Source organism: Trebonia kvetii, from assembly GCF_007827045.1.
In the GTDB taxonomy this organism is placed as follows: Bacteria; Actinomycetota; Actinomycetes; order Streptosporangiales; family Streptosporangiaceae; genus Trebonia; species Trebonia kvetii.
The window spans coordinates 319,405-345,229 of record NZ_RPFW01000001.1 but is presented as its reverse complement, the minus strand read 5'-3'; the positions used below and the strand labels follow the sequence as shown (position 1 = coordinate 345,229).

Here is a 25,825-nt window from a genome sequence, read left to right as displayed (position 1 = left end):
CGTGTCAGGGTGTCATTGTGCCGGCGTCAGGTGCACCAGCCCACCAGGCGGATGCCGGACACGAAGCGGGGCTCGATCGCGACGACCTGATGCATTTCGCCGGCCATCCAGGGGTGGAGCGCGTCGGCGTACCTGGCGATGGCACCAGGGTCGGTCACCAGCCGGGCCAGGCCGGTGACGATCACCGACCAGCCGGTGTGCCTGGCCGGGTCGATCTGGTCGGCCTCGTAGCAGACCACGGAGCCTGGATCCTCCGCTCGGCTGCCTTCGGGGCCGACCGCCGCCCCCGCCGTGCCGGCGGTGGCGCGGGACGCGATCGCCGCGCCGAGGTGCGTCCTGATGATGATCGTCCGCCCCTCCACCAGGTGATTGACCGGCCTAATGGCCGGCATGGCGCGGTGCGTGAACACGACCCGGCCGATAGGGACGGAGGCGAGCAGCTGCCAGCACTCGCCGGCGGTGAGCTCGATCGCGGGCCGCGGGGTGGCGTTGGGCGGCCGTTCTACGCGCTCGGCGGTCATGATCGGCTCCCTCCAGTGAGTATGCGGGCGATGTCTCATCCTGCGCGACACGGGGCGCGGAAGGCAGGGGTCAAAGGTCCCTAGCTTCCCGTCCCTTCGGCCTGATCCGCTCCGGCCCACCTGCCCCGTCCGTGCCTCTCCAGCCTCAGAAAGATCGTTTTGTCAATGATGTGCCGAATGTGACTGTTTGGCTGCCGGGCGTGTCCATCTCTGTCAGCATGGCAATCGGTGACTGGTCAAGCCGCATGCGTGGCGCCGAGCCGTGCAGGCCGGGTACCGAAAAGAACAAAGGGGTCGCCGTGTCTCCCTCTCCGGCCCGCCGCCCGTCTTTCCGTGAAGTCTTCGCCGTACCGGAGTTCCGCACGCTGTGGGTCTCCTACGTGCTGTCCGCGGTCGGCGACCGCCTCGCCCTGGTGGCGCTGACGCTCCTGGTTTACGACCGCTCCAGGTCACCCTTCCTCGCCGCGGTCACGTTCGCGTCCGGCCTCGTGCCTTATCTGGTGGGCGGCATGTTCCTGTCCGGTCTCGCCGACCGGCTGCCGAGGCGCTCCGTGATGGTCGGCTGCGACCTTCTCCGCCTGCTCCTCGTCGGTGCCATGCTGATACCCGCGGTCCCGCTGGCCGCGATGATCGGCCTGCTTTACGCGGTCACGCTGCTCCAGCCGCCGTTCGACGCCGCTCGTTCCGCCTCGGTGCGCGAGGCGCTCGAGGGCGAGCGGTACCCGCTGGCCATGGCGATCATGGGGTCGACGACCCGGGTGGTGCTCGTGGCGGGCTCCGCCGCGGGCGGACTCGTGGTGGCGCTATTCAGCGCGCGTCCCGCGCTGGCCGCGGACGCCGCCACGTTCGCCGTCTCTGCCCTGCTCATCCGGTTCGGCGTGCCCGCACGCAAGGCCGCCGCATCGGGGGAGGACCAGCCGAGCCCGCTCGGGCAGCTCACCGAGGGCATCCGGCTCGTCTTCGGCGATCCCGCGCTCCGCACGCTGGTCGGCCTCGGCTGGCTGGCCGCGTTCTACGAGGTTCCCGAGGGGATCGCCGCGCCGTACGCGGGACGGCTCGGGGGAGGTGCGGTCGCGGTAGGCCTGCTCATCGCGGCCTCGCAGCTCGGCGCCGCCATCTCAACCCCGCTGTTCACCAAGAAGATAGGCCCGCTGACCCGGCTGACATGGATGGGTCCGATGGCGATCCTCGCCTGCGCAATCCTTGCGGTGACGGTGCTGCGCCCGAACCTGGTCGCCTCGATGGGCATTTTCGCGCTGTCCAACAGCTTCGCGATGTATCAACTGGCCGCCAACACCGCGTTCGTGGAGCGAATCCCGAATGAAAAGCGGGGGCAGGCGTTCGGCCTCGCGACGGCGGGCCTGATCGTGGGCCAGGGAATAGCATTCGCGTTGGCTGGAGCTGCCGCCGAGGTGGTACCTCCCTCGACGGTCGTAGCTCTCAGTGGCGGAATTGGCGCTGTGATCGCCGGCGGCCTGGCGATCCGCTGGCGGGGAATGTCACCCGCCGTCGGCCGCCATACCGCGAGACATCTTGGCCGAGAGGCCTCGCTTACCGGACAGACGCCTATCCATGCGGCTCGGTCTAACTAGAGGGTTTAGCTGGCTTAATCTCTGGGTACCACTAGTAATTCACCGATTTGGCTATCAGGTCCAGGTGTCACGCATGACGTGCGTTTCCTTCCGAGGATGGCGCGGATCTGGGGATTGGGCCGGCTGGCATCAGTGCCAGTAGGTGACGCGCATACAGCTTTCTCCTCACGAGTAACAGTGAGCACAGAAATATCTGCTCTCACCTGACTCTCTCAGGCGCGAATTCTTCTCTCCAGACAATCGCGTCCTCGCTGCTACGCACTATTAAGCTCCGCCTTGTCCCGCCTTGTACTGGAATCTCGCCCCAATAGTTACCTCGTCCGGGAAGATGGGTTATGGTAGCTATACGCAGCTAGTCATTTACGGTCAGCAGCGACTAGAGCAAGGAACCTGGCGTCACAACCGGAACGGTGGATCATGCGAGCATCGTCCCTAACCGGCCGCATCACGCGATGCGTCGCCGTGCGGGACTGGGCATGGTGGGGATTGGATCCCATGCTCCGCGGTTATGTCGCGGCCATTCCCGCCGCGGCCGCCGTGGTGATCTTGTTTACCGCCTCACAGACTTCGTGGCACCCGGACGACGTAGCGAAATTCACGTTGCTGCTGTGCTGCGGGATGATATCCGTCGCGTCAACGCCGCGGATTATGTATGCCTTCCCCGGGCTGACCAGAGACTTCAGCGCCATCTGGGTGCTGCCGACCGCCATCCTGCTGCAGCCGTTTTACGCGGCGATAGTGCCGATTTTCTTCAGTATCACGCTGAACGTGTTCGTGCACAGGGGAGTTCCGCACCGCGCCGTCTTCTCCGCCGCGGCGCAGAGCCTGGGCTATGCCGCGGCCTCCGTGGTGTTCCGGTGGTTTCCCGCGTCGATTGCCGGCCACAATCCGGGGACCGGAGCGCACGCACTCTACTGGTGCCTTGCCGTCGTGGCCGCAGAGATCGTGGGCAGTCGCGGGCACAATTTCCTCATTCTCGGTGCGGTCAAGATGTCCGCGCCGCAACTGCGCGTCTGGGCCATGGAGTGGGACAGGGACGCGCTGCAGGCACTGTTCGTGGAGATCGACCTCGGCGTTCTCATCACCCTGGCTGTCGCGCTGAGCCCGTCGCTTGTCGTCATCGCGGTTCCGACGGTTCTCCTGGTGCGCAGGTTCCTTGTCCATCCCATCCTCGAGGCGCAGTCGCGTGTCGACGCGAAGACCGGTCTGCTGAACGTCTCCACGTGGGAAAAGGAAGCGGAGACCGAACTGTCCCGCGCTATCCGCACGCACAGCCCGCTGGCGCTTGCCCTGGTGGACATCGACCACTTCAAGCAAGTCAACGACACCTACGGGCACCTGGCGGGAGACCGGGTGCTCAAGGCGATCGCGGATGGGCTGACGGGCCAGTCCAGGGACTACGACAAGGTCGGCAGGTTCGGCGGCGAGGAGTTCGTCCTGCTGCTCGCGCAGACCCACGAGAAGGACGCCTGCAAGATCGCCGAACGTCTTCGCACCTATGTCGCATCCCTGACGGTGCCGGCGGACGACAGGCCGGACGCACCCACGCTCAGCGTGACGATCTCCGTCGGGGTCACGGCCCTGGCCCGCGACGAGTCCCGCGAGCTCAGCGACCTGCTCGCCGCCGCCGACTCCGCGATGTACCACGCCAAGCAGGCGGGCCGTAACCGCGTCGCCTTCGCGCCGCCGCTGCGTGACATGGGCGTGGGCGACATGGGCGTTGCCGACGTCGACTCCGCCGCCTCGCTCGGTTCTGAACCCCTCCCGGTGGGCGGCACCCCGCTGTCGGGCCACCGGGTGGTGCTGGTCCAGGCGGACTCGGCCAGCGCTTCTTTATGCCCTCGAAGGTAACTCTCCGTGTTCGTAAGGGCACGCCACGAGGCTGCACAGCGCATCGGTACGTGCACCTGCCAGCGCACGTCTGTCCCGATCAACGACGCGCTTGGGGCGGCCGATTAGTTTGGCGAGCGGCCGACGTTTCATCTGCGTCAGCGACGCCGCAGCGAAAGGAGACCGCGATGACCAGGATCAGCCCGTGCCTCTGGTTCGACGGCAACGGCATGGAGGCCGCCGAGCTCTACGTTTCCGTCATCCCAGGCTCGCGCATCACCGATGTCAGCCACTACGGATCGGACCAGCCGGGCGAGGAGGGCACGGTGATGACCGTCGCCTTCGAGCTGGCCGGCCAGCCCTACACCGCGCTCAACGGCGGGCCGATGTACAAGTTCACCGAGGCGATCTCGCTCCAGCTCTACGCGGCCGACCAGGAGGAGGTCGACCGCTTCACCGAGCAGCTCACCGCCGGTGGCGGCGAGGTCGGCCCGTGCGGCTGGATCAAGGACCGCTTCGGGGTCTCCTGGCAGATCATCCCCGAGGCGATGATGGAGCTGCTCGGCGACCCGAACCCGGTGCGCGCCAACGCGGCGGTCCAGGCGATGCTCAAGATGATGAAGATCGACATCCAGGGGCTGCGCGACGCCGCCGACGCCGCCGCGCCGTCCGCCTGACGCGGCGTGCCCGATGGACGTGCTTGACGAGGCCCGGTTCACCGAGCTCAGCGAGCGGCACCGGCACGAGCTCCAGGTGCACAGCTACCGCATGCTCGGCAATTTCGAGCAGGCCGAGGACGCGGTGCAGGAGGCGCTGCTGCGCGCGTGGAAGGGCCGTGCCTCGTTCGACGGTGGCCCGGCCGCGCGCGCCTGGCTGTACCGCATCGTGACCACGACCTGCTTCGACATCCTGCGCGCGGCGCAACGTAGGCCTGAGCAGATCCAGTCGATCGCGGACGTCCCCTGGATTCAGCCGTATCCCGACGTGCTGCTCGACGCGGCGGCCGAGCCGGAGGGCGCGGCGATCCGCCGTGAGACCGTGGAGCTCGCCTACCTGGCGGTCATCCAGCTGCTGCCCGCGCGGCAGCGGGCCGTGCTGCTGCTGCGGGACGTGCAGGGCTACTCGGGCGCGGAGACCGCGCAGATGCTCGGCATGTCGGTTCCCGCGATGGCGAGCGCGCTGCAGCGGGCGCGGGCCACGCTCGAGGTGAAGACCGCCGCCAGGGACGGCGACTGGTCGCCCGACGGGATCACCGACGCCGACCGGGCGCTGCTCGCGGCCTTCGTCGACGCGCACCAGCGGCAGGACCCCGACGCGGGCCTCGCGGTGATCCGCGAGGATATCAGGCTCGCCATGCCGCCGGACCCCGGCCTGTTCACCGGCAAGGACGCGCTCGCCGGATTCATGGCCAGAGCCTACGACCGCTCGATCTTCGGCGACTGGAAGCTGCTGCCGACGGCGGCCAACCGGATGCCCGCCGCGGCGTCGTACCTGCGCCGCGCGGGCAGCGACCGCTTCGTGCCGTTCAAGCTGGACGTGTTCCGCGCTGGCAGCGGCCTCATCGCGGAGATCACCACCTTCGACGCCTCCCTCATCGACCGCTTCGGCCTTCCGCCGTTCCTCCCAGCCGACGATAGGTAACGTCGCCTGCCCGGCACTAAGACGAATCTCGCCAAACGCGATAGATCTCGACATGGGTTTCGCGTTAGCATGGTGCTGGCCGTCCCCGTGCGGGGACTGCGCAAGCGAGTGCGAGTGCGGCGGCACGGGTGGCGGTTACCCGGCGGGAAGGGCGACGTGAAGACAGCGGCGGACACGGTGCGGATCGGCGTGCTCGGACCGCTCGAGGTGACCGACGCCGACGGTCGCCTCGTCCGGGTCGGCGGGCACCGGGTGCGCGCGCTGCTCATCCTGCTCGCCCTCGAGCCCGGCCGGGTAGTTCCCGTGCACAGCCTGATCGGCAGGCTCTGGCCGCAGGAGCGGCCCGCCGACGCGGCGAACGCCCTGCAGTCCCTGGTCTCCCGGCTGCGTGTCGCCCTGCGCCAGGCGGGGGTGCCCGACGGCGTGCTCGAATCGTCCCCGGCCGGCTACCGGCTCGCGGTGCCGCCGGACGCGGTCGACGCGATCGCCTTCGAATCCAGCGCACGGGCGGGCGCGCAGGCCCTGGCGCGCGGCGACGCCGCCGAGGCCGCGTGCCTGCTCCGCACGGCACTCGGGGCCTGGCGCGGCAGCGCGCTCACCGACGTGGCGGCGGAGGAATTCGCGTTCGCGCCCGCCGCCAGGCTGGCCGAGCTGCGCGTCGCCGCGACGCTCGACCGCATCGACGCCGACATCGCGCTCGGCTCGGCGGACGCCGCCCTGATCGGCGAGCTGCGCGAGCTGACCGCCGCCGACCCCCTCGCGGAGCGCCCCGCGGCGCTGCTGATGCGCGCCCTGGCCGCCACCGGCCGCCAGTCTGAGGCCCTCGGCGCCTACCAGCTCATCCGCGGCGAGCTTGGCGAACGCCTCGGCGTCGATCCCTCGCCCCAGCTCGAGCAGGCCTACCTGGCGATACTGCGCCAGGAGATCCCGCAGGCGGCAGGCCCCGCCGACCCGGCGACGGCCGCGGAAACCGTGCCCGCCAGCGCCGGCCCAGAGCAGGAACGCGCCGGCACTCGCGAGGCCAGCACAACGATCGGCAGCGGCGTGCGCCGCGCGCCGACGAGCTTCGTCGGCCGCGCCGACGATGTCGCCGCCGTGCTCAAGCGGCTTGCCGCCGAGCGCCTGGTGACGCTGACCGGCCCCGGCGGCGTCGGCAAGACCCGGCTGGCGAGCGAGGCGGCCGCGGGGCTCGCGGCTCCCGCCTGGCTGGCGGAACTCGCCCCCGTCACCGACCCGGCCGAGGTGCCCTACGCCGTCCAGGACGCGCTGGGAATGCGCGAGCGCTCGATCGCCAGGCGCGGCGCCGACCCGGCCGGCGACCCGGTAGACCGGCTGTGTGCGGCGCTCGCGGACCGGGAAGCGGTCCTCATCCTCGACAACTGCGAGCACGTCATCGACGCCGCCGCCGCGCTCGCCGAGCGGCTGCTCACCGACTGCCCCCGCATCCGCATCGTGGCGACAAGCCGCGAACCGCTGCAGATCCACGGCGAGACGCTGCACGTGGTCGCGCCGCTTCCGGCGCCGCCCGCCGCGGCCAGCTCGGTGGACATCCTCGCCTATCCGGCGGTGCGCCTGTTCGAGGACCGCGCCGCCGCGGTGGTCCGCGGATTCGAGCTCGAAGCCGCCAACGCCGAGGCGATCGCCGGGATCTGCCGCACTCTGGACGGGATGCCGCTCGCCATCGAGCTGGCCGCCCCCTGGCTGCGCACGCTCACCGCCGCGCAGCTCGCCGAACGGCTGGCCGACCGGTTCAGCCTGCTCACCGGCGGCAGCCGCACTGTCCTGCCCCGCCACCAGACGCTCCGCGCCGTCGTCGACTGGAGCTGGAACCTGCTATCGGACCAGGAGAAGGCGCTCGCCCGCCGCCTCGCCGTCCTTCCCGGGGGTGTCACCCTCGCCGCGGCGGAACGCATGGTGGGCAACGCGGAGGTCACGGACAGCGCAGGCCAAACAGTGCTGACCGCGCTGGCCGGCCTGGTCGCGAAGTCGATCCTGACCAGGGCCGACGACGACGCGGGCGAGCCCAGGTACCGGATGCTCGAGACGGTGCGCGCCTACGGCCTCGAGCGCCTCGCCGAGGCGGGCGAGGACACCGCGGTCAGGGACGCCGTCGCGGCCTACTACCTGGACCTGGTGGAAACCGCCGACCCGCTGCTGCGGACTGCCGACCAGTCCCGCTGGTTCCGGATCCTGACGGCGGAACAAGACAACGTGAACGCCTCCGTCCGCTGGTCCATCGCCCGCGGCGACGTGGCAAGCGCGCTCCGCTTCGTCCGCTCGCTCGGCTACTACGGCGTGCAGGTCGGGCACGGCGAGGCGGACTCGATCTGCCGCGAGGTCCTCGACCTGCCGCTCCCCGCGCCGATGACGAGGCAGCTCGCCGAGGGCCGGGTCATCTGCGCGCTGCTCGCCGCCGGCTGGAGCTGGGACATCGACCGGATCAGGCAGCCGCTGCGGGAGGCACTCGACGTCCTAGCTGGCCTCGGTGACGACGAGATCGGCCATCCGCTCGTCGCGATGGCCGAGCCGCTGCTCATGCAGTACGACGGCGACACCAGCCTGGCGCAGCGGCACCTCGAGGGATACATCTCCGCGCGTGATCCCTGGCTGCGCGCCATCGGCCAGATCTACCTCTCCTCCTACGCGCAGACCCTCGGCACGCTCGACTGCGCAGAAGAACACTGCCTGGCCGGACTCGCCGGAATGCGCGACCTCGGCGACCACTGGGGTGTCGCGATGGCGCTCACCCAGCTCGCCGAGTTCGCCGAACTGCGCGCCGACCATGCCGTGTCAATTGCCGCGCTGACCGAGGCGGCGGCGCTCGGCCGCGAGCTCGCCGTGTGGGGCGACCTCACCTTCATCGAGGGCAGGCTCGCCGTCATCTACTCCAGGTCAGGCGACTTTGCCAGGGCCGAGGCCGAGATGGCCGCCCTGCGGCGCGCCGCGCAGGTGCGGGGCAGTCACATCGGCAACGACCGCTGGGTCGAGTTCATGCGCGCCGAGCTTGCCTGGCGGGAGGGTGACTACGCCGCCGCCGACGAGTGCTGCTTGGCCGTGCTCGCCACGATCGCGGACAACAGCGCGCGCTGGTGGCATCCACTGCGCGCACAGGTCAAGGCCAGGCTGGCGATGACGGCGCTGCGGCAGGGGGACAGCGCGGCGAGCGCCGCACTGCTCGGCGAGGCGCTGGATGCCGCGGCCGCCTGGTGGGAGCACCCGGCGCTCGCCGCGGTGCTCGACGCCTGCGCCGCCCACCTCGCGCACCGGTCCGCCGACGGTGACCCGAGCCGTGCCGCCGCGCTGCTCGGCGCGGCGCACGCGATCCGGGGCGCGTTCGACGAGTCAAGCCTCGATGCGCCGCAGGCGCGGGAGACGCTGCGCGCGGTCCTCGGCCCCGCGGCGTTCGATACCGCCTACGACTCCGTCCGCGGCCTCGGCTACCACCCGGCCGTCGCGCTCGCCCGCGCGTCGCTGGCCGCGAGCGCCTAGCCCTACCGCAACCACGCTTTCGATCATCCACAACGGGTTCGGCTGACTCTCCCAGGCAAAACGCGGAGCCCGCGGCCGGGGGAGGGACCCAGCCGCGGGCGCATCAGGCCGCACTCCCTAGGGTCAGGTGCGGCGCCGGTAGGCGGCGACGGCGAGCGGCGCGAACACCACGAAGATGCCGAGCGCCCACAGCAGCGAGCGCTCCACCGCGACGGCGGCCGGGCCGCCGATGAGCAGCGCGCGCTCCGCCTCGGTCAGGTAGGTGACCGGGTTGACCTTGACGAAGGCCTGCAGCCAGCCCGGCATCGAGCTGGTCGAGGTGAGGATGTTGCTGCCGAAGACCAGCGGGAACATGAACAGGAAGCCCCACCACTGAACGCCCTGCGCGGTCTTCGCGATCACGCCGAGCATGGCCGACAGCCAGCACATCGCGAAGGCGAACGCGACGAGGAGCAGGCAGCCAAGCACGGCGGCGACCACGTTCGTCTGCACGCGGAACCCGAGGACGTAGCCGAAGCCGAGCGTCACCAGGATGGAGATCACGTACCGCACCAGGTCGCCGAGGATGGCGCCGGCCAGCGGCGCCCACCGGACGATGGGCAGCGCGCGGAAGCGGTCGAAGACGCCGGTGCTGATGTCCTGGCTGAGCATCATGCCGGTGCCGAGGGTGGCGAAGACCACGGAAAGCACCAGGACCCCGGGCAGCGAGAACTGCAGGTACTGGTGCGTTCCGCCGGCGATCGCGCCGCCGAACACGTAGGTGAACAAGACCAGGTACATGATCGGCTGGAACCACAGCCCGAACAGGTCCTCCGGGTTGGTCTTGATCTTGAGCACCGACCGCCAGGCGAGCGTGAACGAGTTCGCGAGTGCGGTCGCCGGGCTCGGCCGGCGGGCCAGGGCGGGGCCGGGAACCGGGGCGGGCCGAGGACCGGGAGTGGGCACAGCGGCCGTGGTCATCGGGCGCTCCTGTCAAGTTCGCGTGCGGGAGCGTCCTTGCCGCCTTTTCCCGCTTCTGCCGGTGTCTCTGCTTCGGTGCGGTGCCCGGTGAGTGCGAGGAACACCTCGTCGAGGCTCGCCCGGCGCAGCGCGAACTCGGCCAGCTCGATGGACCGGTCCTCGAACGCTCGCACAATGAGGGGCAGCGATCTGCCGCCCTCGACCTGCACGCTGACCTGGCCGGCCTCGACGGCGATAGACGGCGAGGTGCCGGTGAGCACCTCGAGCAGCTCCGCGACGGCGCTCAGGTCGGCCCGGCTGGCCGGAATCACCTCGAGAACCTGACGCCCGGCGCTCGCCTTGAGCTCGTCAGGCGTCCCCGTCGCGATGACCGACCCGTGGTCGATGACCGCGATGTCGTGCGCGAGCTGGTCCGCCTCGTCCAGGTACTGCGTGGTGAGCAGCACCGTGGTGCCGTCCGCGACCAGGGCACGGATCATGCCCCAGACCTCGTTGCGGCTGTGCGGGTCGAGGCCGGTGGTGGGCTCGTCCAGGTAGAGCACGCGCGGCCGCCCGACCAGGCTGGCGGCCAGGTCGAGCCTGCGTCGCATGCCGCCCGAGTAGGTCTTGGCGGGCCGGCCCGCCGCGTCGGTGAGCTCGAAGCGCTCGAGCAGCTCAGTCGCGCGGGCACGGGAATCCGCCCGGCTGAGCCCAAGCAGCCTGCCGACCATGATCAGGTTGTTGGTGCCCGACAGGCCCTCGTCGACCGATGCGTACTGGCCGGTGAGCCCGGTGAGCTGGCGCACCCGGTGCGCGTCGCGCACCACGTCGTAGCCGCAGACGGTGGCGGATCCCGCGTCCGGCCGCAGCAGCGTGGCGAGGATGCGGACCGCGGTGGTCTTGCCCGCACCGTTCGGCCCGAGAAGCCCGAGGACGCTGCCGGTGCGCGCGGTCAGGTCTACCCCGGCCAGCGCCGTGGTCTTGCCGAACCGCTTGGCCAGGCCGTGCGTCTCGATGGCGTAACTAACGTCGTCCATGCGCCCAGGATGCGCCCCGCCTCTGTCAGTCCCCGCACCATCCGCTGTCAGCAGCCGCATCCGGCTGTCGCCCCCGCGTTGCCCGTGTCGTTATCGGGGCCATAACCCCGGCAACGACACGGGCATTCGGTAGTTGATCTTGGGCGGGCTGATAGCGGAGCGTCAGATGGCGCGCAGCCGGAACTTGGTGCCGCCGGCGATCTGCGCGATCAGGTCCCGCACCCGGGAGGCGCCCTCGGCGACCTCGTGCCGCATCGCGTAGAGGCTGATCAGGTGCTGCCCGCCGAGGTCCGGCGTGGCCGGCGGTATGAGTGGCCAGGGGTGCGTGATCTCGGCGATCTTGTTCTTCATCGCTGCAAGCCTGGTTCCCGCCTCGGCGACCGGCCAACTCCCGCCCGGCCGTCCTGAGCCGCCGGTGCCGGTGCCGGTGCCGCCCTGGCCGGGCACGCGCGCCACGTCCGCAGCGAGCCCCCCGATACCCCCGATGCCCATGCCGGCCAAGCCCGCGTCGTCCGACACGGCCGCCTCGGCGTAGGCGGTGATCGCGGCGTTGAACACCCGCTTGGCGTCGGAGTACTGCACGCTCGCCAGGATCGAGTGCCCCCAGGTGAGCGCGCTCGTGGTGAACACGTCCTCTGGCGTGCCGATGGACGCCACCCGGGCGACGCGCAGCGGCGGCCCGCCCAGCCCGCCGCGCCCCGTGAACGCGATGACCGCCTGCGGCCGCGCGGCCTGGTGCACCGCGTGCACCGCGACCCAGTCCCAGGCCGGCGTCATGGTGGACAGCACGCCGGGATCGCCGAAGGTGTAGCCATTCTCCGCTGTCGACTCGCATACCGACCGGTGGTCGGCGAACCGCAGGTCGCCGCCGATCTCGCCGGACACGCCGCCGTGACCGCCGGCGAACAGGGCGCCGCGCGAGGCCTCGAGCAGGATCCAGCGGGCCGAGGCGTCGCCTGCCCGGTAGGCGTCGGCCGCCGCGCCGGTCCAGTACAGATGGGCGCTGACCGCGAGGGCCGTGTCCGGGGCATAGCGGGCGAGCCGCCGCTGGCCGCACGCGGCCTGGCGGAGGGTACAGCCAAGACCGCCGAACTCTTCGGGGAGCGCGACCTTCAGGTAACCGACGTCGGCGAGCGTGCCGATATCGGTGATCAGCTCGTCGTTGGTCGCGCTGCGCGCCTCAGCGGCCGGCGCGGTTCCCGCGAGGCTCTCGAGCAGGGAATCGGGGAGCAGATCGCGGGGCCTGATCGTCGCCATGGGCCCGGTCCTCCCCCCTGTGGTCTGCGCGGTGCGCCTGCTACCATCCTGCCTCCTTTCCGGCGAATCTGGCAGCGCCAGGGCTGACCGGTTCAGGAACGCAGTGTTAATCACATCACGTTGGCGGATCTAAAGTCAACTTAATCAGTAGGAAAAGTCTGTTACTGGCCGCCCCGCCGGATGCTCCGGCCGAACGATGTGCGGTGCATGGCGGGGCACGCGACGGCGCGCGGTGTCACTGCGGTGCGCGGAGTCAGGCCGGCTCGATGACGCGAACCGGCCGGCTCGCGGCGAAGGCAGCGATGTCCTCGACGGCCTCCGTGTAGAAGATCCGATAGCCATCATCGGTCACATACCCAAGGTGCGGCGTGAGTACGGCGCGCGGCGCGGAGCGGAGCGGATGCCCGGCGGGCAGCGGCTCCTCGTCATAGACGTCGAGGCCGGCGCCCGCGATATCGCCGGCCTCCAGCGCCGCGAGCAGCGCGTCCTGATCGACGATCGGTCCGCGCGAGGTATTAACGAGGAACGCGGTCGGCTTCATCAGGTCAAGCTCACGCGCGCCGATCAGCCCGGTCGACCGTTCGCTGAGCTTGTAGTGCACGGTAACCACGTCGGCCAGCGTGAACAGCTCCTCCTTGCCGACCGCGGTGACGCCCGCCGTCACGGCGGTCTCGTCCCGCAGGTGCTTGCTCCACGCGATCACGTCCATGCCGAACGCCTGCCCGATCCGGGCCACGGCCCGCCCGATGTTTCCGAACCCGACCACGCCGAGCGTCCGGCCGCGCAGCCCGTACCCGATCGTGTGCTGCCAGCCGCCGCGCCTGATGGCGGCGTCCTCCTCGGCGACGTGCCGCGTCACCGCGAGGATCAGCGCCCAGGTCAGCTCCGGGGTTGCGCCCGGGCTGCCCCCGGTGCCGCATACGGTCACCCCGGCCGCCGCGCAGGCGGCCACGTCGATCGACGCGTTGCGCATCCCGGTGGTGACGAGCAGCCGCAGGTTCGGCAGCAGCGCGATCCGCTCCGCGGTGAACGGCGTCCGCTCGCGCATCGCCACGATCACGTCGAACGGCCGCAGTTCGGCCACGAGGTCCCCGGTATCGGCGATGTGGCTGGAGAACGTGACGATCTCCGCGTGTAGCGGGCGCCAGTCGGTACAGCTCAGCGCCACCTGCTGGTAGTCATCGAGTATCGCGATCCTCAAGGCAGACCTCCGAACGACTGCGGCTGACTCTATCGGCCATCGCATCCTCTTGCCCCGTCCAGCCGCGCTGCTACGGTCGTGGCATGACGCTAGATCTGGACCGGCTCGCGGATAAGGCGCTCAGCCGGGAACTCCCCACCCGCGAGGAAGCCCTGGCAGTGCTCGCGTCGCCCGACGACGACCTGCTCGACGTGGTAGCGGCGGCGTTCCGCGTCAGGCGCGCCTTCTTCGGCCGCAGGGTCAAGCTGAACTACCTGGTCAACATCAAGTCGGGACTCTGCCCTGAGGACTGCTTCTACTGCTCGCAGCGGGCAGGCTCTAGCGCGGACGTCCTCAAGTACACCTGGCTGAAGACCGACGACGTCATCGCCTCGGCGGAGGCCGGCGTGGCCGGCGGCGCGCGCCGGGTCTGCCTGGTGGCAAGCGGCCGCGGCCCGACCGACAGAGACATCGACCGGGTGGCGTCGGCGGTGTCCGCCTTCAAGGACCGCAACCCGGACGTCGAGGTCTGCGCCTGCCTCGGGCTGCTGTCCGGCGGCCAGGCCGAGCGGCTCGCCGCGGCGGGAACCACCGCCTACAACCACAACCTGAACACCTCGGGCGGCCACTACGCGGACATCTGCACCACGCACGAGTACGCCGACCGGGTGGCCACGGTCGAAGCGGCCAAGTCAGCCGGCCTGTCCCCCTGCTCCGGCCTGATCGCGGGCATGGGCGAGACGGACGAGGACCTGGTGGACGTGGCGTTCGCGCTGCGCGCCATGAACCCGGACTCGGTCCCGGTCAACTTCCTCATACCGTTCGACGGCACGCCGCTCGCTGGCAGGTGGGAGCTGACGCCGCACCGCTGCCTGCGCATCCTCGCGATGGTCCGCTTCGTCTGCCCGGACGCGGAAGTCCGGCTGGCAGGCGGCAGGGAGATTCACCTGCGCACCCTGCAGTCGCTCGCCCTGCACATCGTCAACTCGATCTTCCTGGGCGACTACCTGACGAGCGAGGGCCAGCCGGGCGCCGCCGACCTGGCGATGATCGCCGACGCGGGCTTCACCGTGGAGGGCGCGGAAGACAAGCCAGGCGAACTCGCGGCCGCGCTCAGGAGCCTGCCGCAGTCCCCGCCCGCGCCGGATTCAGCACCGGATTCACCGCCTGCGCCGGGATCACCGCCTGTGCCGGGATCACCGCCTGCGCCGGGATCACCGCCTGCGCCGGATTACCCGGCCGCAGCCGGTCCGGACGCGGTGCGCATCCGCCGTCGCGGTGCCGGCACGACCCTCCCCGCCAACGCATGACCGCGGCCGTATTTCCCGAACCCGGGATCACCGACCTGGAACGTGTCGCGGCCGCGCACTGGCGCGGCACCGAGGAGGAGTGGCTTGGCCAGTGGCTGCTCCGCGCGGCGGACGGCTTCACCGGCCGCGCCAACTCCGCCCTGCCGCTCGGCGACCCCGGCCTGCCGCTCGGCGCGGCGGTCGACTACGTGACCCGCTGGTACGCCGACCGCGGTCTGCGTCCGATGATCGCGCTGCCGGTGCCGCTCGATCCCGCCTCGCTGGACCCCGCCTCGCCGGCCGGCGCGCTCGACGCCGAGCTCGTGCGCCGGTCCTGGCCCGATCGCGGCAGACCCGCCTACGTCATGGTCGCCGACATCCACGACGCTGCCGTGCCGGACAACACGGGGCCGGGCAACAACGGGCCGGGCAACACGGGGCCGGGCAACATGAGGCCGGACAATAAGAGGCCGGCCAGCCTGCCCGCGGGACTGGAGTTCCGCGCCGACCCGGTCCCCGACGAGGCCTGGCTGGGCACCTACCACTACCGGGGAGGGGACAGCCCGCCCCCTGTCGCCCGCTCGGTGCTGACATCCGCGGCCGGGCAGGTCTTCCTCAGCATCCGTTCCGGCGATGATGTCGCGGCGATCGCCCGTCTGTCGCTAGCGGAGGGCTGGGCGGGGGTCAGTGCCGTCGAGGTCTCCAGGACCCACCGGCGGGCTGGCCTCGGCGGCGCGCTCACCCGCGAGGTCTTCGCGCAGGCGGCGACGCGGGGCGTGCACCGGATCTTCCTCCAGGTCGAGACCGACAACGACCCCGCCAAGTCGCTCTACGAGCGCAACGGCTTCCGTTACTCGCACCGCTACCACTACCGCATCGGCCCAGCCACGGCGCCCTAACCGCCCCGCGGTACCGCCGCGCCAGCGGTCTCGAACCGCCCCAGCGCCGTGACCGAGCCGCGGTTCACCCGCGCCCGCCGTCGCGACCCCGCCACTGCACCACCCGCCGAGCTCGCCTGCGTTCTGGCCCGGTGGCATCTATGGGACAATGTCGGACACGGGTCTTGTGGTGGGGCCGCGCACGGCGCGTGTCCGGCATTTCGGTCGTGACGACACGCCGTGGCTCGCGGGTGCTTGGGCGCAGGTGGGGTACTCGATACGTTTGAGAGCATGGCTACGTCTCGGTCCAGGGGCTCGTCAGGCTCGCGGGGCGGGCGGACGAGCACCGTCGGCAGCGACTATTACAACGATGAGTCGCCCGACGTGATCCTCCCGACGCCGCCGCCCGGCGCCCGGGGGAGCGGCGGAGCGCGCCGGACTTCCGGCGGCGCGGGCCGCGGTGCCGCTGGCGGCGGTGGCTCGGGAGGCAGTGGCTCGGGCGGCAGCGGATCGAGGGGCGGCGCCTCCGGTGGCCGCGGCACAAGCAGCGGCCGGGCCGGCGGCTCCGCGGGCGGCAATCGCGGCGGCGGCAGGACCGGCGGCGGCAAGCCCGGCAAGCCCGCCGCCCGCTCGGGGGGCGGCCGCGGGTCGGCAGGCGGCCGAGGCACGTCGGCGAGCCGCTCGGGCGGGTCTGGACGAGGCGGCGGGACCGGGCGCAAGGGCGCGGCGCCCGCCAGCAGCCAGCCGACGCACAACCTGCTCATCGTCGTCACCGCGTGGCTGCTGCGCGCGATCGCCATGGTCTGGCTCCTGGTCGCGGGGATCGTCGGCTCAATCGTCAGGCGCTTCGGCCGCAACGCGAGAGACCTGCACGAGGATCACAAGCGCGACGGGTTCGGCCTCGCCTGCCTGGGTCTGGCGATCGTGTTCGCCGCGGCGATCTGGGCCCGGATGCACAACCCGGCCGGCGAGGGCATCTACACGCTGACCAGTTCTGTTGTCGGCGAGGGCGCGTTCACCATCCCGGTCCTTTTCGCGCTGCTGGGCTGGCGGTTCATGCGCCACCCGGACCGCAACGCGGCGCTGCCGCCCGCCGAGATCGGCCTGACGGCCATGATGGCCGGCGGCCTCGGCCTGTTCCACATCGCCAAGGGCGTCCCGACGCTGAGCCACACCGGAGGCGGCTGGCCCGCGGTACGAACGGCCGGCGGCCTTGTCGGCATGGTCGCCTCGTGGCCGCTCGACAAGGGGCTGACGGCCTGGGTGGCCACGCCGCTGCTCGGCCTGCTCGCCGCTTACGGGCTGCTGGTGATGACCGGCACGCCGGTGCGCCAGGTGCCGGCCAGGCTGGCGGAGTTCCGCGCCCTGTTCGGTTACGCGCCCTACGACGCGGACTTCGGCGAGGAACCGCCGGAGGAGGAGGACGAGGACGGCTCGCTCACCGGCAGGCGGCGGCGCGAGATCGGCCGCGGCGCGATCCGGCTGAAGGGCGCGCTCGAGTCTGGCGACCAGCGCAAGCCGTACGACCCCCAGGTCCTGGTCACCGGCGGCCGCCGCGGCTCCGGCGGTCCAGGCGCCCCGGGGATGCCCGAGGCGCGGATCGGCGAGAGCCTGCTCGAGGACCTCGGGTTCACTACCGAGACCAGCCATGCGCCGGCGCCCGAGGAGCAGCCCGCCGCCTACCAGCCGATCGTCCCCGAGCCCGAGCCGGTTGCGCCGCCGCCGGCGGCGCCCAGGCAGGTGCCGCACACGCCGGTGATGCCGGGTGAGCAGCTCACGCTGAGCGGCGCCGCGGCGGGCGTCTATACCCTGCCGCCGCCCGCCCTGCTGCGCCCTGGCTCGCCGCACAAGGCGCGCACCAAGGCCAACGACAAGGTCGTGGCCGACCTGCAGGACGTGTTCGAGCAGTTCAAGGTCGACGCCACGGTGGCGGGGTTCACGCGCGGCCCGACGGTCACCAGGTACGAGATCGAGCTCGACCCGGGTGTCAAGGTGGAGCGGGTCACCCAGTTGTCGAAGAACATCGCCTACGCCGTCAAGTCCGCCGACGTCCGGATCCTGCCGGTCATTCCCGGCAAGTCGGCGATCGGCGTGGAGATACCCAATACCGACAAGGAGATCGTCAGCCTCGGCGACATGCTCCGCTCCGACGTGGCGCTTGCCGACCATCACCCGATGGTGGTGGGACTCGGCAAGGACGTGGAGGGCAAGACCGTCCTGGCCAACCTGGCGAAGATGCCCCACGTGCTCGTGGCCGGAGCGACCGGCTCGGGTAAGGCGCTGGCGCTCGATACGCCAATTCCTACACCGCGTGGCTGGACCACCATGGGCGATGTCCAGGTAGGTGACGAGGTTTTTGATGAGCACGGGCGGCCCTGTACCGTCACGGCCGCTACTCCCGTCATGTACGGGCGGCCCTGCTACGAGGTCGAGTTCTCAGACGGAACCGTTATCGTGGCGGACGCGGAGCATCTCTGGCGAACCAATACGGCAGCCGGACGTCAGCAAAGCGGCAGGCCGCCCCTGGGCACACCGTACTGGCCGGCCGCGGACGTCGCACGCGTCACCGGGCGAGCGGCCCAGGTGCTTGGCGAACCGAATCGTCTTGTCGGTACGAGCGAGGTTCTCGCGGATGTCGGAGCGAAGTTCCAGCAGGTCCTGTACCGGGCACTCAGGGAGGTGCCGAGGGCCGGACGCGTGATCCGGCCCACGTACCAGCGCGCCGGACAATCGGTCGGATTCTGGGCGCAGGGGTATGCGAGCCACCTTGTCTACCCTGCGCTCGCGGAGCGCGTTCTGGCGCCCGCTGGTAGCGGCCACATCCGCGACGTTGACACGGCTCCAGTCACGACCGAAGAGATCGCCGCCACGCTACGCCATCGGGGGAGAGCCAACCATTCCGTGGCGCTGTGCGGACCGCTCGACTACCCCGAGATGGAGTTGGCGGTCGCTCCCTACACCTTCGGTTGCTGGCTTGGCGACGGAAGAACCGGAGGGGCTGACATAACAACCACTGATCAAGAGATCCTTGATCAGATCAGCGCCGACGGCTATCGCGTTACGCATCACCCCAGTACGCGGATGCAGTACACGATCTCGAATGGCGCGGAGCGCGAACAGCGCATCGCTGGCGCGCTTCACCTGGCGGATCAAGGGATGGGTGTCGGTGCGGCCGCGGCTCACATGGGCGTCGGCCTCTCCGCTACCCTGCGGGCGGCGAGGGGGCGTTTTCCGCAAGGGCGTAAGTGCGACTTCACGCCGTCCTCGCCGCGCTATGAGCGCTACCGCACCTTGCGTGAAATCTTGCGTGAGGTTGGGTCGAAGCACATTCCCGAGGCTTACCTGCATGCCTCGATCTCCCAGCGCCGAGCCCTGTTGGCAGGCCTGCTCGACACGGACGGGTACTGCAGCCCGGCCGGCACGGTCGAGCTCTCCGTGACCAACGAACGTCTCGCCCTAGACACGCTTGAACTGGTCCTTGGCCTCGGGTACAAGGCGTCGCTGCGTAGCAAGCCATGCAAGGGGCGCAGCGAAGAAACCTCGACTGTGTATACGGTCGCTTTCACACCGCATGAGCCAGTGTTCAGGCTCAGCCGCAAGCTAGCCAGGCAGCGTGCGATCAAGTCAACGAGCACGGCACGCCAGCGGTACATAGTCGATGTACGACCGATCGAATCGGTCCCAGTTAAGTGCATCGCGGTGAGCAGTCCCAGTCACCTATACCTGGCCAGTCGTTCCTGCATCCCGACCCATAACTCGGTCTGCCTCAACGGTCTGATCACCAGCATCCTGGCGCGGTCGACGCCCGACGAGGTGCGGATGATCCTGATCGACCCCAAGCGGGTCGAGCTGTCCATCTACGAGGGCATCCCGCACCTGATCACGCCGATCATCACCAGCCCGAAGAAGGCCGCCGAGGCCCTGGAATGGGTGGTCGGCGAGATGGAGCGGCGCTATGACGACCTGGCCGCGTCCGGCTTCCGGCACGTGGACGACTTCAACAAGGCGGTGCGCGCTGGAAAGCTGACCGCCCCGCCAGGCTCGGAGCGGGTGTACGAGGCCTACCCGTACCTGATCACGGTGGTGGACGAGCTCGCCGACCTGATGATGGTCGCGCCACGCGACGTGGAGGACTCCATCGTCCGGATCACCCAGCTGGCCCGCGCGGCTGGCATCCACCTGGTCATCGCGACCCAGCGGCCGTCGGTTGACGTGGTGACCGGCCTGATCAAGGCGAACGTGCCGAGCCGCCTGGCGTTCGCCACCTCGTCCGTGACCGACTCACGGGTCATCCTCGACCAGCCGGGCGCGGAGAAGCTGGTCGGGCAGGGCGACGCGCTCTTCCTGCCGATGGGCGCGTCCAAGCCGATGCGGCTGCAGAACGCGTTCGTCTCGGAGAAGGAGATCCGGGACATCGTCGAGCACTGCAAGCAGCAGGGGCAGCCGGAGTACCGGCAGGACGTCCAGGTGACGCCCGAGAAGGCCAGGGAAATCGACGCCGAGGTGGGTGATGACCTCGAGCTGATGATCGCGGCCGCGGAGCTGATCATCACCAGCCAGTTCGGCTCAACGTCCATGCTCCAGCGCAAGCTTCGGGTAGGTTTCGCGAAGGCGGGCCGGCTCATGGATCTCCTGGAGAGCCGGGGTATTGTCGGCCCAAGCGAGGGTTCCAAGGCGCGGGACGTCCTGAAGAGGCCGGATGACCTCGGCGAGGTGCTGACCTTCCTCCGGGGCGGGTAGGCGGGACCGGCTGCGGGCGCGCCGTGGGAGTCGCGAGACCACCGGAGACGATCAGGCATTACTTCGAGTGACTAATTGACTTCGCTGGGTAAGAACTGTTCAGATTCAGGGACGAGACCTTTCCCGGAGGCGCGACGTGAGCATCGGTGACACCTTGGCGGAGGCGCGACGTCAGGCCGGTCTCACCATCACCCAGGTCAGTGAGCAGACCAGGATCAGGGAGTCGATCATCCGCTCCATCGAGCAGGGTGACTACTCCACGTGTGGCGGAGACTTCTACGCACGCGGGCACATCCGGTCGATCGCCGAGGCCGTCGGGGTCGACCCGGCGCCGCTGATCAGGGAGTTCGACGCGGAGCACGGTCCGCCAGGCAACATGCGGGCGTCGCAGATCTTCCAGCCGGTCACGCCGATCAAGATCCGCGAGCCGCGCCGTCTGCACCTGGGGCGCGTGCTCGCCGTGGCGGTGCTCGCGGCGGCCGGCTATGGCGCGTATCACGTCATCTCGACCAGGGACACGCACTCGGCGGCGTCACCGAACGCCACCACCACGGTCCGCCCGGTGGTGACGGTGACGGCGCAGCCGACGCACACCGCCACGCCGAAGGCCAAGCCGGCATTCCCGAAGAACGAAGCGGTGATCAAGCTGACCGCCGTCTCCGACTGCTGGGTCAGCCTGACCAACACCACCACCGGCAAGCAGATCTACCAGGGCGTGGTAAAGACCGGGCAGTCGGTGACCTGGATAGAGAAGAAGCAGGTGTCCATAAGGCTCGGCAACCCGCCGGGCATTCACCTGACCGTGAACGGCAAGGCTCAGCAGACCAACAGCACGGTGCCGATCACGCTGAGCATCAACCCGCTCAACAACGCATCTGTCACTGTCGGCTGACCGCCGCCCGCGGCGCGGCCGGGTGCCGGGAATACCGGCGGCCGGGTCCGTCAAGGCGGAACCGCTGACATAGAGTTTCCCGTCATCACGTACCCTCAGCATGTGCCTAATTCCCGTACCGTCAGCCTGGTCACGCTTGGTTGCGCCCGCAACGAAGTGGATTCAGAAGAGCTCGCCGCCCGTCTCGCGGCGGGCGGCTGGTCGCTGCGGGGCGAGGGGGAGGATGCCGACGTCGTCCTCGTGAACACGTGCGGCTTCATCCAGGCGGCCAAGCAGGAGTCCATCGACGAGCTGCTCGCCGCCGCAGATTCCGGCGCCAAGGTCGCCGCGGTCGGCTGCCTCGCCGAGCGCTACGGCACGGACTTGGCCGAGGAACTTCCCGAAGCGCAGGTTCTCAGCTTCGACGACTACTCCGACATCTCGAGCCGGCTCGATGACGTGCTGGCCGGCCGTAAGCGCCCCGCGCACGTGGCCAGGGACCGGCGCACGCTGCTGCCGGTAAGCCCGGTGAGCCGTCAGGAAGCCCGCGCGGCCAAGGCGGCGCAGCCGACGGTCGACCTCACCGACCTCCCGCCCGGCGTCGCCCCCGCCTCCGGACCCCCGGTGCTCCGCAAGCGGCTCGCGGGCGGCGTCGCGGCGCCGCTGAAGATCGCCTCGGGCTGCGACCGGCGCTGCTCGTTCTGCGCGATCCCGTCGTTCCGCGGCTCGTTCGTCTCCAGGCGCCCGCCAGCGCTGCTCGCCGAGGCCGAATGGCTGGCCAGCCAGGGCGTACGCGAGCTGGTTCTCGTCAGCGAGAACTCGACCTCCTACGGCAAGGACCTGGGCGACCTGCGGCTGCTCGAGACGGTCCTGCCCGAACTCGCGAAGGTCGGCGGGATCGCCAGGGTCAGGGTCAGCTACCTCCAGCCTGCCGAGGTGCGGCCAGGACTGATCGATGTCATGACGTCGACCCCTGGCGTGGTGCCGTACTTCGACCTATCGTTCCAGCACGCCAGCGGCCCGGTGCTGCGCCGGATGCGCCGGTTCGGCGACCGCCCCCGGTTCCTCGAGCTGGTAGAGCGGGTCCGCTCGCTCAGCCCCGACGCGGGTGTGAGGTCCAACTTCATCGTCGGCTTCCCCGGCGAGACCGCGGACGACCTGCGGGAGCTCGAGCTGTTCCTGAGCGAGGCACGGCTGGACGCCATCGGGATTTTCGGCTACTCCGACGAGGACGGCACGGAGGCGGCCCGCTTTGACGACGCCGACAAGCTGGAGGAGGACGAGGTGGCCCGCCGGGTCAGCGAGTTCGCCGCCCTCGCCGAGGAGGTCATGGCCCAGCGCGCGGCCGACCGGGTGGGCGAGACGGTCGAGGTGCTCGTCGAGGAGGTGAGCGGTGACGGCCGGTACGAGGGCCGCGCCGCGCACCAGGCGCCGGACGTCGACGGGTCGGTGACACTGCTCGCCAGCAGGCCGCTGCACCCGGGCGACCTGGTGACTGCGCAGGTAGTGGAGTCAGACGGCGCCGACCTGGTCGCCCGCGCGTAACCCGGTCACCGTGAACGACGCACAGGGCACGGCGGCACAGCCTGCGGCGGCACAGCCCGCGGGAATCGTCAACGTTGCCAACGTGTTGACGCTAGTGCGGATCCTGCTCGTTCCCGTATTCGTGCTCTGCCTGGTAAATGGCAGTACCGCGTGGCGGTACGTGTCGCTCGCCGCCTTTCTCGGCGCGTCGGTCACCGACTACCTCGATGGCCAGCTGGCGCGCAAGCGCGGCCTGGTGACGGACTTCGGCAAGATCGCGGACCCGATCGCGGACAAGGCGCTCACCGGCGCTGCGCTGATCACCCTGTCGGCGCTCGGCGAGCTGTCCGGCTGGGTGACCGGCCTGATCCTGGTCAGGGAAGTCGGCATCACCGTGATGCGCTTCGCCGTGATCAGGCGGGGGGTCATCGCGGCGAGCAAGGGCGGCAAGCTCAAGACGCTGCTGCAGATCGTGGCGATCTCGCTTTACCTGCTGCCGCCGTCGGCCGGCCTGCCTCCCCTGGCCAAGGAGATAGTCATGGGCGCGGCGCTAGTGGTAACGCTGGTAACAGGCGTCGACTACGTGGTGCGCGCGGTGCGGATGCATCAGCCGCCGCCGGACGAGGCGCTCGGCGCCCCGGTCTCCGACGAGGCTGTTACCGTTCGGGGGGACGAGCACTCGTAACCCGTCCTGGAGGACGACAGATGGCAGATGGCGTCGCTGGCCCGGAGGCCCGTGAGCTGGCCGCCGAGATCATCGGGCTGCTCACCAGGTCCGGGCAGACCGTGGCCACCGCGGAGTCGCTCACCGGCGGTCTCGTCGCCGCCGCGCTGACCGACGTGCCGGGCGCGTCGAACGCCTTCCGCGGCGGCATCATCGCCTACGCGACTGAGCTCAAGGCGGGGCTGCTCGACGTCGACGGGCACATGCTCGACCTGCACGGCCCGGTCTACGCGCCAGTGGCCGCGGCGATGGCGGCCGGGGTGCGGACCCGCCTGGGCGCCACGGTGGGCGTGGCGACGACGGGAGTGGCGGGCCCCGACCCGCAGGACGGGCAGCCGCCGGGCACCGTGCACATCGCGGTGAGCCTGGATGACGACACGGTGGTCCGCACGATGGCCGTGCCGGGAAATCGTGACGAGGTACGTAGACTGACTGTGGAACGGGTACTTGGTTTGCTACTAGGCCGACTTAGGGAAGAGTGTCCGTGATTACAGCGTTACGTCAGGAGCGAACACACCAGGTGGTGGTATCGCGGGCGCACCGTACTGGCAGGTACGGTGGAGCTAGCGAGATCGCGATCCGGTAACTTCGGCACCAGACACCGGCAAGCGGTTACGGCTCAGAAAGGGGTGCGACGATGGTACTGCTTCGTCAACTGCTCGGCGACGTGCTGCGTCGGCTGCGCGTCAGGCAGGGCCGCACTCTGCGCGAGGTATCCGCGTCCGCACGAGTGTCCCTTGGCTACCTGTCCGAGGTGGAGCGCGGCCGCAAGGAAGCCTCCTCGGAGCTGCTCGCGGCGATCTGCGCCGCGCTCGACACCCCGCTGTCCCAGGTCTTCCGCGAGGTTTCCGACAACTTCGCCCTGGCCGAGCTGCAGAATGAGCCGGTGCTCGCCGGCGCCCTGCGCGAGCCTGGCCTGCGGATTCCGAGCGAGCGGCTGCCGGTTGACCGGGCCGGCGTGGAGATTCCCGAGGCGGCCGAGCCGCTCGACGACGATCTCGATGACGGCCTTGACGGTCTCGACAAGTTCCCGTCGGTGGTCGGGGTTTAGCCTTCGGCCGCAGCAGACAGGCAGCGAAAGCCCCGCGCGCTAGTGCCTAAGCACAGCGCGCGGGGCTTTCCATTAGCTTACGGATATTCTCCGGCCGGGTGGCCGGGCGCGTCAGGACCTGGCCTAGACCCAGGCCTGCGGGCTGTTGACGAGGATGGCGACCTGCTCGGGCAGCTCACCGGACACGATGTCGGCGAGCGTCACCGTCTCGAGCACGGCCCGCTCGTTCGCGCGCAGTGCGATCCACACCCGCTGCAGCGGCTCGGCGGCACCAGGGTAGGAGACGTTCTCCGGGCGCTCGCCGCGGACGCCGAGCAGCTGGCCGTCGATGGCGCGGATGATGTCCGCGAGCGAGATCTCCGACGCGGGCCTGGCCAGCCAGAAGCCGCCGTCCGGCCCGCGCTGGCTGCGCACGATGTTGCTGCGCCGCAGGTGCGTCAGGATCGTCTCGAGGAACTTACCCGGTATGTTCTGCGCCTGGGCGAGCTGCTCGGCCGTGACATGGCCTTCCTGCGCCGCCGCGAGCTCAATGGCGGCGCGCAGCGCGTAGTCGGCGCGTGCGGACAGTCGCATGACCGCCATTATGCAGCTTGCCGATCGGAATAGAGACATCGACCGGCTGTGGACTAGGCTGCAATCGTTCGCATTTGGAAGTTAGGCGAGCGAAAGAGGAGGCCGCAATGCCCGCTTCGCTGGAGGTTCCCGTCCAGATGACGGTCAACGGCGTTCCGCGCTCCGCCACCGTTGCCGCTCGCACCCTGCTTGTGCACTTCCTCCGCGACCAGTTGCGCCTCACCGGCACGCACGTCGGCTGCGACACCACCCAGTGCGGCGCCTGCACGGTGGCCCTGGATGGCATCGCCGTCAAGTCCTGCACGGTCCTGGCGGCGCAGGCCGACGGTCACGAGGTAACCACGATCGAGGGACTGGCCCCCGACAACGCGGACAGGGCGGACGGCCTGCATCCCATCCAGCAGGCCTTCCAGGAAGAGCACGCCCTGCAGTGCGGCTACTGCACGCCCGGCATGGTGATGGCGGTCCGCCAGCTCCTCGCCGACGATCCAGACCCCGGCGAGGCGGACATCCGCCGCGCGCTGGCCGGCAACATCTGCCGCTGCACCGGCTACCAGAACATCGTCGCCGCCGCCGCGCGCGCCGCCTGGCTGAGCCGCACCGCGAACCAGGACGGCGGGGCAGCGGGCAACGGCACGCCGGACGCTGGCACACCGGACGCGGGCGCGCCCGGCGAGGCCGAAGGATAG

General features: G+C 70.2%; 20 protein-coding genes. 14 read left to right on the top strand and 6 right to left on the bottom strand.

Annotation, left to right across the window (positions count from 1 at the left end; translation table 11 throughout):
- Nucleotides 1–26: 26 nt before the first annotated feature.
- Complete coding sequence (locus EAS64_RS01415; protein ID WP_145850890.1) at nucleotides 27–521, bottom strand: pyridoxamine 5'-phosphate oxidase family protein; 495 nt, start codon at nucleotides 519–521, stop codon at nucleotides 27–29.
- Nucleotides 522–820: 299 nt separating this feature from the next.
- Here EAS64_RS01415 and EAS64_RS01410 point away from each other — a divergent pair, with 299 nt between their 5' ends.
- The 5 genes from EAS64_RS01410 to EAS64_RS01390 all read left to right on the top strand — a co-directional run bounded on the left by EAS64_RS01410 (nucleotide 821) and on the right by EAS64_RS01390 (nucleotide 9,073).
- A complete protein-coding gene (locus EAS64_RS01410) occupies nucleotides 821–2,113 on the top strand; it encodes an MFS transporter (RefSeq protein WP_187365614.1) in 1,293 nt (430 codons plus the stop codon).
- 495 nt (nucleotides 2,114–2,608) lie between these two features.
- On the top strand, nucleotides 2,609–3,964 hold the full coding sequence (locus EAS64_RS01405) for a GGDEF domain-containing protein (protein WP_187365613.1): 1,356 nt from the start codon (nucleotides 2,609–2,611) through the stop codon (nucleotides 3,962–3,964).
- Between the two features lie 167 nt (nucleotides 3,965–4,131).
- Complete coding sequence (locus EAS64_RS01400; protein WP_145850887.1) at nucleotides 4,132–4,620, top strand: VOC family protein; 489 nt, start codon at nucleotides 4,132–4,134, stop codon at nucleotides 4,618–4,620.
- Nucleotides 4,621–4,633: 13 nt separating this feature from the next.
- On the top strand, nucleotides 4,634–5,584 hold the full coding sequence (locus EAS64_RS01395; RefSeq protein ID WP_145850886.1) for an RNA polymerase subunit sigma-70: 951 nt from the start codon (nucleotides 4,634–4,636) through the stop codon (nucleotides 5,582–5,584).
- A gap of 156 nt (nucleotides 5,585–5,740) precedes the next feature.
- Nucleotides 5,741–9,073 carry an AfsR/SARP family transcriptional regulator gene (locus tag EAS64_RS01390; RefSeq protein WP_187365612.1) on the top strand — a complete coding sequence of 1,111 codons (3,333 nt, stop codon included), beginning with the start codon at nucleotides 5,741–5,743 and terminating at the stop codon, nucleotides 9,071–9,073.
- Nucleotides 9,074–9,196: 123 nt separating this feature from the next.
- Here the strand turns inward: EAS64_RS01390 and EAS64_RS01385 are convergent, their stop codons facing one another.
- The 4 genes from EAS64_RS01385 to EAS64_RS01370 form a co-directional block, all read right to left on the bottom strand.
- Nucleotides 9,197–10,033 (bottom strand): ABC transporter permease, encoded by an 837-nt coding sequence (locus EAS64_RS01385; protein WP_145850884.1) that lies wholly within the window; start codon nucleotides 10,031–10,033, stop codon nucleotides 9,197–9,199.
- A complete protein-coding gene (locus EAS64_RS01380) occupies nucleotides 10,030–11,049 on the bottom strand; it encodes an ATP-binding cassette domain-containing protein (RefSeq protein ID WP_145850883.1) in 1,020 nt (339 codons plus the stop codon). Before EAS64_RS01380 ends, EAS64_RS01385 begins: the two co-directional genes overlap by 4 nt.
- A 162-nt stretch (nucleotides 11,050–11,211) precedes the next feature.
- The gene (locus EAS64_RS01375) at nucleotides 11,212–12,306 is read right to left on the bottom strand and encodes an acyl-CoA dehydrogenase family protein (protein ID WP_145850882.1); all 1,095 of its coding nucleotides are present in this window, start codon (nucleotides 12,304–12,306) and stop codon (nucleotides 11,212–11,214) included.
- Between the two features lie 253 nt (nucleotides 12,307–12,559).
- Nucleotides 12,560–13,507 (bottom strand): D-2-hydroxyacid dehydrogenase family protein, encoded by a 948-nt coding sequence (locus EAS64_RS01370; RefSeq protein ID WP_145850881.1) that lies wholly within the window; start codon nucleotides 13,505–13,507, stop codon nucleotides 12,560–12,562.
- Between the two features lie 83 nt (nucleotides 13,508–13,590).
- On the opposite strand from EAS64_RS01370, the gene bioB reads away from it, so the two are divergent.
- The 8 genes from bioB (at nucleotide 13,591) to EAS64_RS01325 (ending at nucleotide 24,563) form a co-directional block, all read left to right on the top strand.
- Entirely contained in the window at nucleotides 13,591–14,796 is a 1,206-nt protein-coding gene (gene bioB, locus EAS64_RS01365; RefSeq protein WP_145850880.1) for a biotin synthase BioB, read from the top strand.
- Nucleotides 14,793–15,674, top strand: a complete 882-nt coding sequence (locus tag EAS64_RS01360; RefSeq protein WP_145850879.1) for a GNAT family N-acetyltransferase — start codon at nucleotides 14,793–14,795, stop codon at nucleotides 15,672–15,674. The genes bioB and EAS64_RS01360 overlap by 4 nt, the downstream gene beginning before the upstream one ends.
- Before the next feature lie 270 nt (nucleotides 15,675–15,944).
- Nucleotides 15,945–20,393 carry a DNA translocase FtsK gene (locus EAS64_RS45440; RefSeq protein WP_187365610.1) on the top strand — a complete coding sequence of 1,483 codons (4,449 nt, stop codon included), beginning with the start codon at nucleotides 15,945–15,947 and terminating at the stop codon, nucleotides 20,391–20,393.
- 136 nt (nucleotides 20,394–20,529) lie between these two features.
- The gene (locus EAS64_RS01345) at nucleotides 20,530–21,285 is read left to right on the top strand and encodes a helix-turn-helix domain-containing protein (RefSeq protein ID WP_145850878.1); all 756 of its coding nucleotides are present in this window, start codon (nucleotides 20,530–20,532) and stop codon (nucleotides 21,283–21,285) included.
- Nucleotides 21,286–21,387: 102 nt separating this feature from the next.
- A complete protein-coding gene (gene rimO, locus EAS64_RS01340) occupies nucleotides 21,388–22,809 on the top strand; it encodes a 30S ribosomal protein S12 methylthiotransferase RimO (RefSeq protein WP_145850877.1) in 1,422 nt (473 codons plus the stop codon).
- A gap of 10 nt (nucleotides 22,810–22,819) precedes the next feature.
- On the top strand, nucleotides 22,820–23,473 hold the full coding sequence (gene pgsA, locus EAS64_RS01335; protein WP_145850876.1) for a CDP-diacylglycerol--glycerol-3-phosphate 3-phosphatidyltransferase: 654 nt from the start codon (nucleotides 22,820–22,822) through the stop codon (nucleotides 23,471–23,473).
- 20 nt (nucleotides 23,474–23,493) lie between these two features.
- Nucleotides 23,494–24,000: a CinA family protein gene (locus tag EAS64_RS01330; RefSeq protein WP_145850875.1), complete on the top strand. Its 507-nt coding sequence runs from the start codon at nucleotides 23,494–23,496 to the stop codon at nucleotides 23,998–24,000.
- Nucleotides 24,001–24,149: 149 nt separating this feature from the next.
- Nucleotides 24,150–24,563, top strand: a complete 414-nt coding sequence (locus tag EAS64_RS01325) for a helix-turn-helix domain-containing protein (RefSeq protein WP_145850874.1) — start codon at nucleotides 24,150–24,152, stop codon at nucleotides 24,561–24,563.
- A gap of 123 nt (nucleotides 24,564–24,686) precedes the next feature.
- Here EAS64_RS01325 and EAS64_RS01320 read toward each other — a convergent pair whose 3' ends face one another.
- Nucleotides 24,687–25,136 carry an RrF2 family transcriptional regulator gene (locus EAS64_RS01320; RefSeq protein ID WP_145850873.1) on the bottom strand — a complete coding sequence of 150 codons (450 nt, stop codon included), beginning with the start codon at nucleotides 25,134–25,136 and terminating at the stop codon, nucleotides 24,687–24,689.
- A gap of 107 nt (nucleotides 25,137–25,243) precedes the next feature.
- On the opposite strand from EAS64_RS01320, the gene EAS64_RS01315 reads away from it, so the two are divergent.
- Nucleotides 25,244–25,825 carry a (2Fe-2S)-binding protein gene (locus tag EAS64_RS01315; protein ID WP_145850872.1) on the top strand — a complete coding sequence of 194 codons (582 nt, stop codon included), beginning with the start codon at nucleotides 25,244–25,246 and terminating at the stop codon, nucleotides 25,823–25,825.

Excerpts from the sequence above, each read along its gene's own strand:
- EAS64_RS01385 (WP_145850884.1), bottom strand. The coding sequence starts at position 10,033 with ATGACCACGGCCGCTGTGCCCACTCCCGGTCCTCGGCCCGCCCCGGTT.
- bioB (WP_145850880.1), top strand. The coding sequence starts at position 13,591 with ATGACGCTAGATCTGGACCGGCTCGCGGATAAGGCGCTCAGCCGGGAA.
- EAS64_RS01320 (WP_145850873.1), bottom strand. The coding sequence starts at position 25,136 with ATGCGACTGTCCGCACGCGCCGACTACGCGCTGCGCGCCGCCATTGAG.
- EAS64_RS01360 (WP_145850879.1), top strand. The coding sequence starts at position 14,793 with ATGACCGCGGCCGTATTTCCCGAACCCGGGATCACCGACCTGGAACGT.
- EAS64_RS01405 (WP_187365613.1), top strand. The coding sequence starts at position 2,609 with ATGCTCCGCGGTTATGTCGCGGCCATTCCCGCCGCGGCCGCCGTGGTG.
- EAS64_RS01375 (WP_145850882.1), bottom strand. The coding sequence starts at position 12,306 with ATGGCGACGATCAGGCCCCGCGATCTGCTCCCCGATTCCCTGCTCGAG.
- EAS64_RS45440 (WP_187365610.1), top strand. The coding sequence starts at position 15,945 with ATGGCTACGTCTCGGTCCAGGGGCTCGTCAGGCTCGCGGGGCGGGCGG.
- EAS64_RS01415 (WP_145850890.1), bottom strand. The coding sequence starts at position 521 with ATGACCGCCGAGCGCGTAGAACGGCCGCCCAACGCCACCCCGCGGCCC.
- EAS64_RS01330 (WP_145850875.1), top strand. The coding sequence starts at position 23,494 with ATGGCAGATGGCGTCGCTGGCCCGGAGGCCCGTGAGCTGGCCGCCGAG.
- EAS64_RS01395 (WP_145850886.1), top strand. The coding sequence starts at position 4,634 with ATGGACGTGCTTGACGAGGCCCGGTTCACCGAGCTCAGCGAGCGGCAC.
- EAS64_RS01380 (WP_145850883.1), bottom strand. The coding sequence starts at position 11,049 with ATGGACGACGTTAGTTACGCCATCGAGACGCACGGCCTGGCCAAGCGG.
- EAS64_RS01325 (WP_145850874.1), top strand. The coding sequence starts at position 24,150 with ATGGTACTGCTTCGTCAACTGCTCGGCGACGTGCTGCGTCGGCTGCGC.
- EAS64_RS01400 (WP_145850887.1), top strand. The coding sequence starts at position 4,132 with ATGACCAGGATCAGCCCGTGCCTCTGGTTCGACGGCAACGGCATGGAG.
- EAS64_RS01315 (WP_145850872.1), top strand. The coding sequence starts at position 25,244 with ATGCCCGCTTCGCTGGAGGTTCCCGTCCAGATGACGGTCAACGGCGTT.